The organism is Spiroplasma mirum ATCC 29335 (assembly GCF_000565195.1).
Classification (GTDB): Bacteria; Bacillota_I; Bacilli_A; order Mycoplasmatales; family Mycoplasmataceae; genus Spiroplasma; species Spiroplasma mirum.
In genome coordinates this window covers 949,103-965,951 of the sequence record NZ_CP006720.1, presented here as the reverse complement: position 1 = coordinate 965,951, position 16,849 = coordinate 949,103, and the positions used below count along the sequence as shown (strand labels likewise).

Sequence of the window (16,849 nt, the reverse complement as noted above, 5' to 3'; positions counted from 1 at the left end):
TATGTATGATGCCCAAAAAAACCGGGCGCTAAGTAATTTAAAACTAATTGTGAAGTTTAATTTTATTATTCAGTGTTTAAAATTATGATATATTAAAAATGAACAATATATTCATTTTAAAATGAGTGAACACCAAAATTATAATCAGTGTGCGTATTTATTATTACAGTATGCTGATCAAAAGCTAACTCTCGCGTTAAATATGCCACAATTATTTTAAATATTTTTTGTGGTTAGGTTAATTAAGTACAGGTTTTTAATTTTAAAAAGAAAGTATGTTATAGTTAAAACATAAGAAAGGTGAAGGAACATGAAAATTGCCATTGGAAATGACCATACTGGGGTGGAGATGAAAAATGCAATTGTTGAATATTTAGAAGATAATGGCTATGAAGTAATTAACATTGGAACTGATACTCCTGAGTCAGTTGACTATCCAGATTATGGTTTTAAAGTTGGGGAATTAGTAGTTAATAAAACTGCTGATTTAGGAATTGTTATTTGCGGAACGGGGGTTGGAATTTCAATTGCTGCTAATAAAGTCAAAGGAATTCGGGCAGCATTGTGTAATGAAACAACCGTTGCGAAACTAGTTCGGGAACATAATAATGCAAATGTGCTAGCCTTAGGAGCCCGTTTACTTGCAAACCATAAAGCATTATGAATTGTACAAGAGTTTCTGGATACCCAATTTGATGCTGGTCGCCATGCCAAGCGAGTTACCAAATTAGATAATTATTAAAATCCCGGTTAATTTTGGAATAATTATCATATAATTATTAAAGAATTATAAAGTGGGGTAATTATGCAAGATTGAGATAGTTTGATTTTATATCCATTGCTAACTATTGTTGTAATTGTTTTATATGTTTTCTTGTTAGTCAAAAGACATTTTAAAACTAAAAAACAATGGTTTTTTTATTATTCAACACTTCTTTTTTTGATTAATATTATCAGCAATTTTAAATTTAAATTATAATTTCATTTTATTTACTGCTAATATTAATTGAAAAAACTTAGGAATTTTAGTCGGCGTTAGTGCAAGTTTTTATGCGACAATCTTTTTTATTCCTGCTTCGTAAATTACTGGTTTATTAACCCGGCGTTTTTGGTTTGACTATCATATGCCACAATTATTCTCGGGATTATTTTAGCGCTTGCAATTTCCCACAGCCAAACTATTTTCATTATTTGTGCGTTATGTTTTGGGCTTGGCGTTGCTTCAAATTCAATTTGATACTTATGTTTTAATTAAGTTTATTCATACCGCACTAATTCATTTTTAACAGTCTCATTATTATTTCCGGTGGTGATCATTGCTAATTTTAGTGAACTAAATATTTTGAACTTTTTAAAGAGTGTTAATAAAAATTATGAAATGGATTATTATATTTTGTTTGACTTAATTTTAGGATTTATGCTAATTTCTTTTGTTTGCTGTTTTAAACTAAAAGAACGCAAAGAATATATTGGGGCGTTTGATCGCCAACAATTAAAATTAGCTAGTAAGTTTTCCTGATGAAAAGTTAGTGGTATTTTGGTAATTTTATTTTTTGTGAGGGTGATACGCGAATTTCTCCAGGGTGATTTTTATAATTTCTTATTAGCCCAACAAATTTAAGAAACTTATCAAAATCTTACCTATAATAACTAAATATTTACATTTAACCCAGGAATTTTGGTGAATTCCCCAAATTATCCCTGGCATCCTACTTTATCCAGTTATTGTTAAAAAATGGGGATTCGCAATACAATTTTAGGAGCTTTTGCTATTTGAATAATATATTTTCTAGTGGTTGCTTTTACGAAAATTCCTGAATTGTGGATTACTTGCCAATTATTAAGTGGCTTGGCGTTTGGTATTATTTTTGTAATTTTATTTTCATTATTAATAGTTTGAAATTACCGGATTAGTCGCCATCCGGTAACGGGTTGTTTTTCGACTTTAAATGCATTAACTACATTTGGAACACAATTTATACAACTTGTGCCGGGATTTGTTTTAATGGTTTTTGTATTCTTTGCCATTAAACATATTAGTGGTGAATATTTTAGTCGTCACAATTATAATTTTGTTGCTCGTCAAGTCTTAGCAGCAAATTTAACAGAGCAAGAATATGATAACGATGTTAGTTTAACTGAATGATTACGAAAAGATGCTACTTATCAAAATAAAAAGAAGTTACATAATAACTTCTACGGCTTCAATTTCTTTGAGTTCTTCTTTGACAATTTGTTCAACCCCATCTTTAATGGTACTGTCAATAAAACCACAGCCAATACATGCCCCAGCTAGGCGAACATAGACAATATTATTCTTCACTTCAACAAATTCAATATCTCCACCATCCTGATTAATATAAGGGCGAAGATTTTGAATTATTTCTTTTGCTTTTTCATTTAAATCCATCATACCACCGCATTTGTTTAATTATAACACATTATTTAACTATTTAAAAAACATTGTTTACTATTTAGGAATATTATTTATAATATAATTATAAAAAACATTATGTTAGATGGATATAATAAGGAATAGAAAGAAGAAATGATAGTGGAAGAAAAAAACTATAGTATTTATGGATTAACAGCCGGGGATAAGTTAACCGATGAAATTTGTAAATTATTAGGTGTTAAAAAAGAAGAAATGGAAATTAATCGCTTTGCGGATGGGGAAATTTTAACAAGAGCTGTTAATTCAGTGCGGGGAAAAGATATTTACATTATTCAATCAATATCAAATCCTGTTAATGAAAATTTAATGGAATTATTAATTGCCATTGATGCGTTAAAAAGAGGGAGTGCCCAAACTATCAATGTTATTATTCCATATTTTGGTTATGCGCGTCAAGATCGGAAAGCCCGTGGTCGCCAACCAATCACTTGTAAATTAGTAGCTAACTTAATTACAACAGCCGGTGCCAACCGGGTAATGACTGTTGATTTACATTCTCCCCAATCAATGGGATTCTTTGATGTCCCAGTTGATGATTTACGCACAACCCAAGAAATGGCGCGCACCATCATTCGCAAAATTCAAGAAGATAATATTAAAGAAGAAATTACAATTGTGTCACCAGACCACGGGGGACTAGTGCGCGCCCGTGAAATTGCTGATAGTCTTGGTAACTTAGTAACAAATATTGCGGTTATTGATAAGCGAAGACCAAAACCAAATGTTAGTGAAGTACAGTTTGTGTTAGGAGATGTTAAAGACAAGGTTTGTTTTATTGTTGATGATATGATTGATACGGCGGGAACAATTTGCAATGCTGCGAAAGCATTAAAACAACATGGGGCAAAAGATGTCTATTTATTAGCTTGCCATGGGGTTTTCTCAAACCCCGCACGGGACCGCTTAACTGAATTAATTAAAGAAGGATATGCGAAAAAAGTTATTGTAACTAATACTATTGATATTCCTGAAGAACACCGTTTTGAGGGATTAGAAATTATTAAAATTGCCGAATTAATTTCATCAATGATTGGAGCAATGGTTGCTAAAAAAAGTTTATCGGATGTTTACCAAGCTTTTAATGAAAAAATTAAAACTTTAATTAAAAAAATTAGTAAATAATTAATAAAAAGTCAATTAATAATAAATTGACTTTTTATTTTATTTTATTCCATGTTTTATAATTAGTTTTAACAAATCAGTTAAAACTAAAACAATTTTCTTTCGTAAAAGAAGGTAAGAAACTAGCGGGTTTAATTAAACTATCATTTTTGTTGACAACAGCAATTGTGTCTTGGTTGTAATTTTTAATTTCTCGCAATTTTAAATTAGGTTCATTCTCATCTAAATAATATATATTAATTGTTTTATGAGTTGCCATAGGAGTTTTAATTTTAAGAATTTTTGTTTCCGAATTATTTGGTTCCACTTTTGGTTTATTTAACCGACTGCGACTGGGAATTACTTTACAATTAGTATTAGTAGTTTCTGATTTTTTTAGTTAAAGTTGTTGGACGTTTTGTTTGTCTTGCAACATTTTCTATTTTAACTGGCCTTATTTTTTTTCTTGTTTACAGGTGCTTTTTGCTGAAAAGTAGTTTTCTGTTTTTCTTTATGTACGGATTTTTAGATGCTGGTTTTATTAACTCTTTTTTTGTTTCCACCGTTTCCTGTTCTATAAAAATTATTGGTAATTCTTTTGCTTCGGAATTACTATATTCTTTAGTTGTTCTGCACGTGTGGTTCTTACATGCTTGTTATGGAACAAGAAAAATCGGAATTATCTTTGATGCGATGGGCCAAGTGGAATCAACACAAGAATATGCCCGAAAGCGAAGTGATCTTTTGATTTTAAAAGAAGAGCAAAAACAACAAATTAAAGCTAAGGTAAAAGAAATTTTAAATAAAACACATAACGAAAAAATTTATACACAAAATTATCACAACAACAACTACGGAAATTAGAACGAAATGCAATTGAAGATTAGCAGAAGAGTGTCGATGAAAAGAATTTTATTATCATTAATGAATTTAAGTATTATTGCTACTAGTGCTACTAGTTTAATTGCTTGTAAGCAAAAAGAACAATTTGATTTTCCTGGTAATAACCAATTTGTAAAAACCGCTTCTCCTGTTGTCATTACTAAAGTAAATAATTTTTTACAATATAGTTTTGTATATACAGAAAAAGATGGGAAGTTTATCTTTGAATATAGTTATCAAGATAACCCAACCGATCCCTATCAGCCAAAACCAAGCCAATGACTAAAGTATGATTCAATGGAAAAATTAAATCCGTGGGGAAACGATGATTTTGGTACGACAGCGGCTAATAAAATTGCAGTAGCAGTTTATGCTGTGACAACAATTGGAAATACTAAACATGAATAGGCTGGGGTTCAGGGATGTTTTGCGCAGATTATGCCCAATCCGAATGGCGAACTATTGCAATTAAAACAAGCAAGTTTGCCAACTAATGAATTTATGAATGAAAGTATGATTGCGAAAGCCAAAGCAAACCCCGATGATTATGCTAATTTCTTTTGGTCAGCAGCAATTTTACCGATTAGTAATATTAATTCGAATATTTTATAAATTTAAAGATGTTTCAATAAACATCTTTTTATATTTTTAAAGGAAGAGATAATTTTTTATAATTGGTATAAAATAATATTAAGAAACAGGTGAGAAAAAAATGTTTAAATTAGTATCAGATTATAAACCATCTGGTGACCAACCAGTTGCAATTAATGAAATTACCGCGGGAATACTTGCGAATAAACGTCATCAAGTTTTATTAGGAGCTACGGGAACCGGAAAAACTTTTACGATGGCCAATGTTATTAATCAAATTAATAAACCAACTTTAGTAATGGCTCATAATAAAACGTTAGCAATGCAATTATATGTTGAACTAAAAGAGTTGTTTCCCGATAACCGCGTGGAATACTTTGTTAGTAACTTTGATTTTTACCAACCAGAAGCTTATGTTCCCAGTAAAGATTTGTATATTGATAAAGATGCTAAACAAAATATGGAATTAGATATGATGCGCTTAAGTGCCTTAAATGCACTTTCAACAACAAAAGATGTTATTGTTGTTGCTTCAGTAGCAGCAATTTATGGGGCCCAGGATCCCCGTGAGTATCGGAAATCATTTTTTGAATTAAAACGGAATCAAATTTTAAGTAAAAAAGAATTATCAGCTTATTTAGTTGGCTCTGGATATACGCGAAATGACATTGAATTAATTCCCGGAACTTTTAGTGCAAAAGGTGATATTATTAAAATTGCGCCAGGGTGAAATATGAAAAATTTTATTCGGTTAGATTTATTTGGTGATGAAATTGATGATATTTCGGTTGTTGATGGGTTAACCGGCGATATTATTCAAAAATTAACAAACTTAACAATTTTTCCAGCCCAGGATTATATTACGAGCCCCGAACGTATGAAAATTGCCATTGAAAATATTGAAAAAGAACTCCAAGAACGGTTGGCAGAGTTACGCAGTCAGGGAAAAATTTTGGAAGCAACTAGATTAGAACAACGTACAGAATATGATTTAGATGCCTTACGCGAAACCGGGATTTGTTCAGGAATTGAAAACTATTCACGACATTTGGATTTACGTCAACCGGGTGAACCACCATATACTTTAATTGATTATTTTGGAACTGATTTTTTAACAATCATTGATGAATCCCACATGACCCTTCCGCAAATTAGAGCAATGTATAATACTGATCGCAGTCGGAAAGAAACCTTAGTTAATTATGGTTTTCGTCTACCAAGTGCTTTGGATAATCGTCCATTAAACTTTGATGAGTTTAACCAAAAGTTAAAAAATATTGTTTATATTTCCGCCACCCCGGGTGATTATGAATTAGAATTACTAAATAACCAAGTAACCCAACAAATTATTCGTCCGACTGGTTTATTAGACCCAACTGTCGAAGTTAAACCAACTGTTGGCCAAATTGATGATATTATTGCACAAATTAAATTACGAAGAGAAAAAAATGAACGGGTATTTATTACAACTTTAACAATTCGGATGTCAGAGGATTTAACCAGTTATTTACAAGAACAAAATATTAAAGTGGCTTATCTTCATAGTGAATTAAAAACGTTAGAACGCAGTCAAATTTTACTAGAACTTCGCAAGGGAGTTTATGATTGTATTGTCGGAGTTAACTTAATTCGGGAAGGGATTGATATTCCTGAAGTTTCGTTAATTTGTATTTTAGATGCTGATAAACAAGGATTTTTAAGAAATGAGCGAAGTTTAATTCAAACGATTGGACGAGCTGCACGGAATGCTAATGGGCATGTTATTTTATATGCGGATCGCATTTCTGATGCGATGGCAAAAGCAATGAAAGAAACTCTTCGTCGCCGTAGCATTCAAAATGACTATAATATTATGAATGAAATTAAACCGCAAACTATTATTAAACCAATTCGTGACTACACTAACATTAAAATTCGCGATGATAAATTACATAAAATTAAAAATAAAAATTCCAAAGAATACAAAACAGCAAAAGAAGCCTTATTGAATGATTTACGAAAAGAAATGTACCAGGCTAGTGAAAAATTGGATTTTGCAAAAGCAGCAGAGTTGCGGGATATTATTATTGAAATTGAAGCCCAATAAAATAAGTTTAATAACTTATTTTTTCTTTAAAACTATTTTTAAAAAGCGAAATTATTAATATTGAATATGTTATTATTAATTAAAGGATATCGGAGGAATCGAAATGCGTAAATTAGTGGTTAAAGATATTATTAAGAATTTTAATTATCAAGTTCTAGCTGGTGAAAATAGTTTAGAACGTGAAATTAAAGTTTATGGAATTAACCGGGCTGGCTTAGAACTTTCCGGCTTTGACCCTGAAAAAGACAATACTAATCGCCGAGTAATTTTATTATCTCATAAAGAATATTTATATATTTCCACATTAGACCAATCAACAAGAACCCAACGTTATGAGTTTATTTTAAATGAACATATCCCGATGATTATTTTAACTGATAGGTTTAATGATGATTTATTAATTAAAATTGCTAATGAATATCAATGCCCCATTGTAAGAGCTCCAAACATGCCAACCAGTCGGATTTATCAATTATTATTAGAATTTTTTGATGAATATTTTGCCCCCGTTATCGAAGAACATGCTTCTTTAGTAAATGTTTTTGGGAAGGGTGTCTTACTAAAAGGAAAGTCGGGAATTGGTAAGTCAGAGATGACCTTAGAACTTGTTAAGAAAAACCACTTATTTGTTGGTGATGATCGCATTTTGTTAATGCAAAAAAATAATAAGATTTATGGACGTTCGCATGAAATATTAAAAAATTTAATTGAAGTGCGGGGATTAGGAATCATTGATTTAAGTAAAATTTATGGACTCCAAGTTTTATTAGAAGAAACAAGAATTGACTTAATTGTTGAACTAATTCATCTTGATGATGAAGAATATAAATCAATTGACCGTCTAGGTTCTGAATATCAATTTGTTAAAATCTTTGATAGTTTAGTCCCAACCATTACCATCCCCGTTACTTATGGGCGTAATGTTAGTGAACTTGTTGAAACCGCCGTTGCGAAGTTAAAATTAGAAGAAGCGGGGATTTCTTCTACTAAAATCCTGCAGAATCGTTTACACAATAATCTAACAAAATAAATTTAAGGAGGAGTTAACTTTTGAATTTAGGTACATGAATTGCTCGCGATACATATGCTAATTGATTTCGACCATACTGATTTTTAATATTCTGTGGTTTTGTAATTGTAATTTTAATAGCCTGGTGAAAATTTCGCCAACGAAAAATCCCAACCCAGGGGTTATATATTGGAATTTTTATTTTAGTTCCCTTATCCTTATTTGGAGCTAGTATTTTTGGGAAATTAGATCCAGACCATCCAGTGCCGTTTTATGAGTTATTAGAATTTTGATTGCCCGGAATGAGCATTCATGGGGGATTATTATTTGGTCTCTTTGCTGGTTGAGGTTGGTTTTATTATGAATCACGACGCACAAATATCTCAATTTGGGTCTATGCTGACTTAATTATTCCCCATATTTTATTAGCACAAGCCTTAGGAAGATGAGGAAATTTTTTTAACCACGAAATAATGGGTGCCCCAACTTCGCGCGAAAGTTTAATGTGGTTACCAGTCTTTATTCGTAATAATATGTTTAAGTGGTATGTTCCAAACCCAATCCCAGATCTGTTTTATCCAACGAAAGCTGTTGGAATTCCAGAATTTGATATGGGAGTAGACCCAACCGATTTTGCCCATGTGCAATATTTTCAACCAATTTTCTTATATGAATCATTTGCCAATGTTATTTTATGATTAATTATTGTGTTGGTGCCGTTAATTTTTAAATATAGTTATTATCAAAAATTTAAAAAAGAAGAACCAGCATTTACAACATTATCATATAAGGGCGTTTGGGATAAATGATATTATGATCTTAAGATTGACCCAATGGTTGTTAAAAATTTAAGTAACAAAGTTAACTTAAAAAAAATTTATTTTAAAAATAAAAGTCGAATGACAAAAAAAGAACTTGTCATTAATTATTTTAAATATAAGTGAGCACGGTTGCAGCAAATTATTAAAGCTAACCATTGGGAGTTAGAAAAAATTGAAAACCCGCACCGGTTAATTATTTTACGGTGTGGTGTGCAAGCTGGTTTATATGTTGCGGGTTATAACTTAATTCGGATTATTCTCGAGACCCAGCGAACTGGTGATGATCTCTTTCTAACTAATATGCCAGTGTTAGATTTTATAGTAATTGGATTTTTTATTCTATTTGGAATTTTATTAATTATTTTTGCTCAATATATTTCTGTTTATAAATGGCGACAAGGAGGGTGATTGTATGAAAAACAATACTAATGATATTTATGATATTCTAATTATTGGAGCCGGACCTGGGGGGATGACAGCTGCCATTTATGGGGCCCGGGCAATGGCCAAAATTGCAATGATTGAAAAAGGAGCCCCGGGGGGGAAAATGACAAAAACAAGTGAAATTGAAAATTATCCTGGGTTTGATAGTATTCAAGGACCAGATTTAGCAATGAAAATGTTTATGCAAACCCAAAACTTAAATATTCCCTATCTTGGGGGCCAAGTTGTTAACATAACTAAACAAACGGATACCAATTTATTTGAATTAAAATTATTTTCGGGCAAAATTTTATTAAGTAAGGTTGTGATTATTGCAACTGGAACAGTTGAAAGAAAAATTGGTGTTCCCGGTGAATTAGAATTATATGGGCATGGTGTATCTTACTGTGCTGTTTGTGATGGGGCTTTATTTAAAAATAAAGATATTGTCATTGTTGGTGGGGGCTATGCAGCTTTAGAAGAAGCGCTATATTTAACTAAATTTGTTAACAAAGTTTATTTAGTTCATCGTCGCCAAGAGTTTCGTGCGGATGATAATTTACTAGCCAAAGCGAAGAAAAATCCGAAGATAGAATTTATCTTAGACAGTGTCGTTACCAAAATTAATGATTCGAAAGAAAACAAAGTAACAAGTGTTATGATCAAGAATGTGAAAGATAATACTGAACAAAAATTAGTAGTGAGTGCCGTTTTCCCATATATTGGGTCAATTCCAATTACTGATTTTGTAAAAGATTTAAATGTGTTAGATGAGAATGGTTATGTTATTACTAATAGTCGTTGTGAAACAAAAGTACCAGGATTATTTGCGGCTGGTGATGTAACTAATACTACCCTTCGCCAAATTGCGACAGCAGTTAGTGATGGGGCGAAAGCAGCCCAGTTTGCAATTGAATATATTGATAATTTAAAATAAAATTATTGATTTTGTTATAAAATATATATGTTGATACAACATTAGAAAGAAGAGGAAAACTTTATGGCAAAAAAAGAATTAAAAGATGTTGAAATTTGCTCAAAAAAGGTTTTAGTTAGAGTTGATTTTAATGTGCCAATGAAAGATGGTGTAATTACTGATGATAATAGAATAACTGCTGCATTACCAACAATTAAATATTTAATTGATCATAATGCAAAAGTTATTTTATTTTCACATTTAGGAAAAGTAAAAACAGAAGCGGATTTAAAAAAACGAGACATTGCTCCAGTAGCGAAAGCTCTTAGTGATAAATTGGGAATGCCCGTTAAATTTGTAAATGCTTTTGAAGGACCAGAATTAGAAGCAGCTATTGCTGGAATGAAAGATAAAGATATTATATTATTCCAAAATACACGTTTTGCTGATATTTTGGATGCCAACGGAAATCTAAAAGTTGATGAAAATGGTAATGCAAAAGCAAAACGCGAAAGTAAAAATGATCCTGCCTTAGGAAAATACTGAGCTAGTCTTGGTGATGTTTTTGTTAATGATGCGTTTGGAACTGCACACCGTGCCCATGCTTCAAATGTTGGAATTGCTACAAACATTGGCTTATCATGTTTAGGGTTCTTAGTGGAAAAAGAAGTTAAAATGTTAGCCCAAGGGGTTGATAATCCAGTGAAACCCTTTGTGGCAATTATTGGGGGCGCAAAAGTTTCTGATAAAATTGGAGTCATTGATCACTTATTAACTAAAGCTGACAAAATTATTATTGGGGGAGGAATGGCATATACGTTCTTTGTTGCCCAAGGTCATAAAATTGGAAACTCATTATTAGAAGAAGATAAAATTGAAGTTGCTAAAGAATTTTTAGCAAAAGCAAACAGTAAAATTATCTTACCCGTTGATGCTTTAGAAGCTCCGGAATTTGCCGATGTTCCCGCCAAAGTAACCGATGGTGTTGACATTGATGAAGGTTATATGGGATTAGACATTGGACCAAAAACAATTGAATTATTTAAAAAAGAATTAGCTGGTGCAAAAACTGTGGCATGAAATGGACCAATGGGAGTTTTTGAATTTAGTCATTATAGTAACGGAACTAAAGCAGTTTGTGAAGCAATTGCCCAATTGCCAGATGCCTTTACTTTAATTGGTGGTGGTGATTCAGCAGCAGCAGCTATTCAATTAGGATATAAAGATAAATTTACCCACATTTCAACTGGTGGGGGTGCTAGTTTAGAATATATGGAAGGTAAAACTTTACCAGGAATTGAAGCAGTACAAGATAAATAATCTTATAAAAACCACTTGCGTGGTTTTTATTATTTGATTATAATTAATAATACTAGATGGGGAAATTAAAACATAAATTTTTTCGTGTTTTTATTTAGTTTTTATTGATATAATGAAAGAGAGAAAAAAATGGGGAGACAAGGGATGATATTTATGAATAAAAAAAAATGAAATAATTGATATTAATGCTTTAGAACATAAATTGTCTGCGGATGCCAACGAACCAAAAAGAGTAAAACCAAAATACCAAACGCCATTAGAAATGATGAAGGGAATTAAAAAACCAGAAATTGGCTTTTTTAAATTAGTAGCGATTTATTATAAAAAATATTTGCTACGATCATTCACAATTATATTAGCATTGGTAATTTCAGCAGTGGCAATTGTTGCAATTACCTACTTAATTGGTAAACTAATGGATGAAATTTTATTTTATTTTGGTAATGATTCAAACTTAAAGAGCACGGGGATTAGTTGATGAGTCTGACTAATTATTATTATAGTAGATTTAATTGTTGCTTTAATTTCAACCAATGTTCGTGAGCGAGTTGGGGGAATGTTCGGGCGAACTATTGAAATTGATATTCGGAATGCAGTTTTAAATAACTTAGTTAATTTAAATATCGGTTATTATTCTGATAAAAAAATTGGTGAAACAATTACCAAATTAATTAATGATACCCAAACAATTGGAGATGAGTCCCAGTTAACACCAGCCAATTTAATTAGCATTCCGATTATTTTCTTTGGAAGTGCAATTTCATTGTTAAACATTGATTGAAAATTAGCTTTAATTTGTTTGGGATCAACTTTAGTATTTATGACCGCAATTTCGGTAACTTTCCGTTCACAAGCAGTTGAATCAGAAAATGTTAAATCAACCATTACAGATGTTAATGGGAATGTTACTGACCGGATTGGGGCGGTTGCTTTAATTAAAGCAACCGGAACTGAAGAATATGAACGAGTTTGTTTTGAAACAATTCACAAGGAATACTACCGGGTTAATAAAAAATTAAACCGGATTCAAACATGGATGACCACAATTATTATTATTTGTGCATTAGCTTTAACAGTTATTGTCTTGGTTGCTAGTATTGGATTATACGGAGGAAAAGAAAGTACTGACCATATGATTCGAATTTTACCTTCTTTTATTACCGGAGTTAACACTTTGGCCTTTCCAATTTGAACATTAGTAGGGTTAGTGCCGGGGTTAGCAAGAGCAACGGCATCAACAAAACGTGTAATGCGTTTAGTTCGTGTTTCTTCAACAATTAATCCTAACTTAAATGCTCCCAAAGTAGAAAGTATTGAAGGAGATATTGTTTTAAAAGATATTACATTTGAATATCCCGAAAAACCAGGGGTTACAATTTTACCCAAAACAAATCTTGTTTTTAAAGCTGGCAAAAGTTATGCCTTTGTGGGAGAGACTGGTAGCGGAAAGTCAACAATTTCAAAATTATTGTTACGTTTTTATGATCCTACAACCGGGGAAGTCCTAGTTAATAATACTGATTTAAAAACTTTGAATTTACCAAGTTATCTATCACATATTGGCTATGTTGAACAAGAACCAAAAATTTTATATGGTGATGTTATTTATAATGTTAAATATGGAAAATTTGATGCCACCGAAGAAGAAGTTATTGCTGCTTGTAAAAAAGCGGAATTACATGATTTAGTAATGGGTTGAAGAGATGGTTATCAAACAATTTTAGGAGAACGGGGATTTATGCTTTCCGGAGGCCAAAAGCAACGGTTAGTAATTGCCCGGATGATTTTAAAAAATCCACAAGTTTTAATTCTTGATGAGGCAACCAGTGCGTTAGATAATATTGTTGAAAAAGAAATTCAAGCTGAGTTAGAAAAATTAATGGTTGGTAAAACAACAATTTCAATTGCCCACCGGTTAAGTACCAACAAAAATGCAGACCAAATTTTTGTGTTAGGAAAAGGAACTGGAATTATTCAACAAGGAACCTTTAAAGAATTAATTAGTAAAGAAGGACCATTTTTACAATTATATAAAGCTGGTAACCAAACCAAATAATTGTCGCAATTTTACCAAAAATTACTAAAATTTATTTTAGAAATTTTATAAATAAAATGAGAGCATTCTTTCTTAATTAATTATTAAAAATTTAATTAGATAAGGAGGAAACTTATGAAAAAAATGCTTTCATTTTTTGCGTTAGCAAGTATTATTACTGGACCAAGTGGAGTGCTCGTTAGTTGTCACAACCCACAATCATTAACCAAAATTAATGATGAAATTGTTGCTATTAATGATGGTTTTCGTGAATTACGTTATGATCCAATGAACCAAATTTTTGTTTCATTAAACTTTAGTGAAATAATTTCTTTGCATGACAATGATAAGATGTTAGATTTTATGACACGTCTGTTAGGAATTAATGTACAAGAAGATAAAATTAATGACATTATTCCGTTTCCCACCCAAAAAGATTTATATGTCACAATAAATTCCCAAAAATTGTTTTTCCCTGAAAACACCCATTAATCCAAGATGTTTTTAAAGGTTTAAAAAAACAAATTAAGGTTAAAAATGTTGCTTTTAATATTAGCCATTTTACAATTAAAACAATTTATAATAATCAAATAACTTTCTTTTGAAATTATTTATATTTAAATGCCACAAGATAGTTATTAATCAGCAAAGAAATTACTCTTTGCTTTTTATTTACTGACAATGTACTACTGATTTCTTAATGATAAGCATATTAATTCTAATGGTCTGGAAAAATTATGATAGAATAAATATGAATGTTTTATTTAAAAAGGAAAAAGGAGAAATACAATGGCGGCAAGTGATAAAAGAATTGTCAAAAAACATGGTAAAAAAGCGGATCGAATTATCGCAATGGATAGTGCGATGCAAGCATTGTCAGATGAACAATTACAAGCAAAAACAGCAGAGTTTAAAAAAAGATTATCAGAAGATGAAACATTAGATGATTTATTAATTGAAGCTTTTGCAGTTGCTCGGGAAGCAGCCCGCCGAATTTTAGGGTTACATGCGTATCGAGTACAATTAATTGGTGGAATTGTTTTACACGAGGGAGATGTTGGTGAAATGAAAACCGGGGAAGGGAAAACCTTAACGGCGTTAATGCCAACCTACTTAAATGCTTTAGAGGGCAAAGGAGTTCATGTTATTACTGTTAATGAGTACTTATCAAAACGGGACTCGGAAATTAATGGACAAGTTTTAAATTTCTTAGGTTTAACCGTTGGGTTAAACTTACGAAGTGGTAACAAGAGTGAAAAACGAGCTGCCTATAGTTGTGATGTTACTTATACAACCAATGCCGAATTAGGATTTGATTATTTACGTGATAATATGGTGAAAGAATATGGTGATAAAGTTCAACGGGGCCTAAATTTTGCAATTATTGATGAAGCTGACTCTATTTTAATTGATGAATCACGTACCCCATTAATTATTTCGGGAGGAAGAAAAAATTGCACTCCCCAATATATGGCAGCTAATCAATTTGCTAAATCTTTAAAAAAAGATGATGATGTTGAAATTGATTTAGAAACTAAACAAGTTTATTTAACGCCCGAGGGAATTACAAAAGCAGAAAAAATGTTTTCAATTAATTCGTTATTTGATATTCAAAATACTGAATTATACCATTTAATTTTAAATGCGTTAAAAGCTAATTTTGTCTTTAAAAATGGCGTAGAATATGTTGTTCAGAATGGTGAAATTGTGTTAGTTGATCAATTTACGGGACGGTTAATGCCCGGAAGAGCATATAGTGATGGGTTACACCAGGCGATTCAAGCAAAAGAAAATGTTAATATTGAACAAGAAACTGTAACAATGGCAACCATTACTTACCAAAACTTTTTCCGATTATATAATAAATTAAGTGGGATGACAGGGACCGCAAAAACAGAAGAAGAAGAATTTATTAAAATTTATAATATGCGGGTTGTTCAGATTCCAACTAATAAACCAGTAATTCGGAAAGATGAGCCAGATTATATGTTTGCCAATCGCGATGTTAAAATGAAAGCTTTAATGGCAGAAATTTTAACGTTGCATGAAAAAGGTCAACCAATTTTAATTGGGACAACTTCTGTGGAATCTTCTGAAATTGTTTCGCACTATTTAAGAAATGCTAATTTAAAATTTGAAATGTTAAATGCTAAAAACCATGAGCGCGAAGCGGACATTATTGCTAAGGCTGGTGTCAAAGGGGCCATTACCTTAGCTACCAATATGGCCGGACGGGGAACCGATATTAAACTTGGTGATGGTGTTGTAGAGTTAGGCGGATTAGCTGTTTTTGGTATTGAACGAAATGAAGCCCGCCGAATTGATAACCAGTTACGCGGTCGTTCAGGTCGGCAAGGTGACCCTGGTTTTTCGAGATTTTATGTTGCGATGGATGATGAATTAATGTTACGTTTTGGTGGTGAACGGTTAAGAAAAATTTTTGGGCGTTTAGGTAGTGATTTTATTCAATCACGAATGTTAACAAAAGCGATTTCAAATGCCCAAAAAAAAGTAGAGGGAATGAACTTTGATCAACGAAAAAATATTTTAGATTATGATAATGTTTTAGCCCAACACCGGGAAGCCATGTATGTACGAAGAAATCAAATTTTAACTGCTAGTGATTTAAAACCCATCATAAAAAAAATGCAGTATTCGGCTGCTTATGATTTAACCAGAATGTTTGCTAATGAATCACATGGTGAGTGGTTTATCCGCTATGATGATTTAATTAAAGGAATTAATGGGAAGGTTGTTGTTGAAAATTCAATTACAAAAGCGGATTTAGAAAAATTAAACCGCCAAGAAGTTGCTAAACTAATTAGTGAAAAAATGTATGAGTTTTATTTAAAAAGAACAGAAGATGTTCCCGCTGATGTGATGATCCAAATTGAACGGGGGGTAATTATTATGGCTTTTGATGAATATTGAACCCAACATATTGACCAAGCTTCAAAACTAAGAAGCGGAATTTATTTACGTAGTTATGCCCAAACTAACCCATTACATGCTTATGTTGAAGAAGCGGCTAAATTATTTGAACATATGCAATTAACAATTGCCCATGATGTGGTTATTAAGTTAGCAAATGTTGTTATTCGCAGAGTAGAAAATCAAGCACAAGTTGAGCCGTTAAATGACTCAGAACAAGAAGTTCGCGAATTTAAACAAAAAGGTTAGAACCAAGATTATTGTAAAGGGGTGGTGAAA

General features: G+C 31.7%; 17 protein-coding genes. 15 read left to right on the top strand and 2 right to left on the bottom strand.

Annotated features, from left to right (window positions below; all coding sequences use genetic code 4):
* The first annotated feature begins 1 nt into the window (after position 1).
* The 3 genes from P344_RS04925 to P344_RS06210 all read left to right on the top strand — a co-directional run bounded on the left by P344_RS04925 (position 2) and on the right by P344_RS06210 (position 1,621).
* Complete coding sequence (locus P344_RS04925; protein WP_025317765.1) at positions 2–220, top strand: hypothetical protein; 219 nt, start codon at positions 2–4, stop codon at positions 218–220.
* Positions 221–310: 90 nt separating this feature from the next.
* On the top strand, positions 311–742 hold the full coding sequence (rpiB, locus tag P344_RS04920) for a ribose 5-phosphate isomerase B (protein WP_025317764.1): 432 nt from the start codon (positions 311–313) through the stop codon (positions 740–742).
* Between the two features lie 600 nt (positions 743–1,342).
* Positions 1,343–1,621, top strand: coding sequence for a hypothetical protein (locus tag P344_RS06210; protein ID WP_025317763.1), 279 nt, complete (start codon positions 1,343–1,345; stop codon positions 1,619–1,621).
* A gap of 561 nt (positions 1,622–2,182) precedes the next feature.
* Here P344_RS06210 and P344_RS04910 read toward each other — a convergent pair.
* On the bottom strand, positions 2,183–2,413 hold the full coding sequence (locus P344_RS04910) for a NifU family protein (protein ID WP_236681377.1): 231 nt from the start codon (positions 2,411–2,413) through the stop codon (positions 2,183–2,185).
* 141 nt (positions 2,414–2,554) lie between these two features.
* Between P344_RS04910 and P344_RS04905 the strand changes: the two genes are divergently transcribed.
* The gene (locus P344_RS04905) at positions 2,555–3,577 is read left to right on the top strand and encodes a ribose-phosphate diphosphokinase (protein WP_025317761.1); all 1,023 of its coding nucleotides are present in this window, start codon (positions 2,555–2,557) and stop codon (positions 3,575–3,577) included.
* A gap of 34 nt (positions 3,578–3,611) precedes the next feature.
* On the opposite strand, the gene P344_RS04900 is transcribed toward P344_RS04905, so the two are convergent.
* The gene (locus P344_RS04900) at positions 3,612–3,884 is read right to left on the bottom strand and encodes a hypothetical protein (protein ID WP_025317760.1); all 273 of its coding nucleotides are present in this window, start codon (positions 3,882–3,884) and stop codon (positions 3,612–3,614) included.
* A gap of 155 nt (positions 3,885–4,039) precedes the next feature.
* On the opposite strand from P344_RS04900, the gene P344_RS04895 reads away from it, so the two are divergent.
* The 11 genes from P344_RS04895 to secA all read left to right on the top strand — a co-directional run bounded on the left by P344_RS04895 (position 4,040) and on the right by secA (position 16,819).
* Entirely contained in the window at positions 4,040–4,420 is a 381-nt protein-coding gene (locus P344_RS04895; protein ID WP_156028584.1) for a hypothetical protein, read from the top strand.
* Between the two features lie 36 nt (positions 4,421–4,456).
* Entirely contained in the window at positions 4,457–4,846 is a 390-nt protein-coding gene (locus tag P344_RS04890) for a hypothetical protein (protein ID WP_025317758.1), read from the top strand.
* Between the two features lie 30 nt (positions 4,847–4,876).
* Positions 4,877–5,050 (top strand): hypothetical protein, encoded by a 174-nt coding sequence (locus P344_RS06845; protein ID WP_156028582.1) that lies wholly within the window; start codon positions 4,877–4,879, stop codon positions 5,048–5,050.
* A gap of 100 nt (positions 5,051–5,150) precedes the next feature.
* Complete coding sequence (uvrB, locus tag P344_RS04885) at positions 5,151–7,115, top strand: excinuclease ABC subunit UvrB (RefSeq protein ID WP_025317757.1); 1,965 nt, start codon at positions 5,151–5,153, stop codon at positions 7,113–7,115.
* A gap of 103 nt (positions 7,116–7,218) precedes the next feature.
* Positions 7,219–8,145, top strand: a complete 927-nt coding sequence (gene hprK / locus P344_RS04880; protein ID WP_025317756.1) for an HPr(Ser) kinase/phosphatase — start codon at positions 7,219–7,221, stop codon at positions 8,143–8,145.
* Between the two features lie 20 nt (positions 8,146–8,165).
* On the top strand, positions 8,166–9,374 hold the full coding sequence (locus P344_RS04875; RefSeq protein ID WP_025317755.1) for a prolipoprotein diacylglyceryl transferase: 1,209 nt from the start codon (positions 8,166–8,168) through the stop codon (positions 9,372–9,374).
* Positions 9,358–10,305 (top strand): thioredoxin-disulfide reductase, encoded by a 948-nt coding sequence (gene trxB, locus P344_RS04870; protein ID WP_025317754.1) that lies wholly within the window; start codon positions 9,358–9,360, stop codon positions 10,303–10,305. Before P344_RS04875 ends, trxB begins: the two co-directional genes overlap by 17 nt.
* Before the next feature lie 63 nt (positions 10,306–10,368).
* Positions 10,369–11,604 carry a phosphoglycerate kinase gene (locus tag P344_RS04865; RefSeq protein WP_025317753.1) on the top strand — a complete coding sequence of 412 codons (1,236 nt, stop codon included), beginning with the start codon at positions 10,369–10,371 and terminating at the stop codon, positions 11,602–11,604.
* 112 nt (positions 11,605–11,716) lie between these two features.
* Positions 11,717–13,660, top strand: a complete 1,944-nt coding sequence (locus tag P344_RS04860; RefSeq protein WP_025317752.1) for an ABC transporter ATP-binding protein — start codon at positions 11,717–11,719, stop codon at positions 13,658–13,660.
* A 114-nt stretch (positions 13,661–13,774) separates the two neighbouring features.
* Positions 13,775–14,131 carry a hypothetical protein gene (locus tag P344_RS04855; RefSeq protein ID WP_025317751.1) on the top strand — a complete coding sequence of 119 codons (357 nt, stop codon included), beginning with the start codon at positions 13,775–13,777 and terminating at the stop codon, positions 14,129–14,131.
* A gap of 297 nt (positions 14,132–14,428) precedes the next feature.
* Positions 14,429–16,819: a preprotein translocase subunit SecA gene (secA, locus tag P344_RS04850; protein WP_025317750.1), complete on the top strand. Its 2,391-nt coding sequence runs from the start codon at positions 14,429–14,431 to the stop codon at positions 16,817–16,819.
* Positions 16,820–16,849 lie beyond the last annotated feature (30 nt).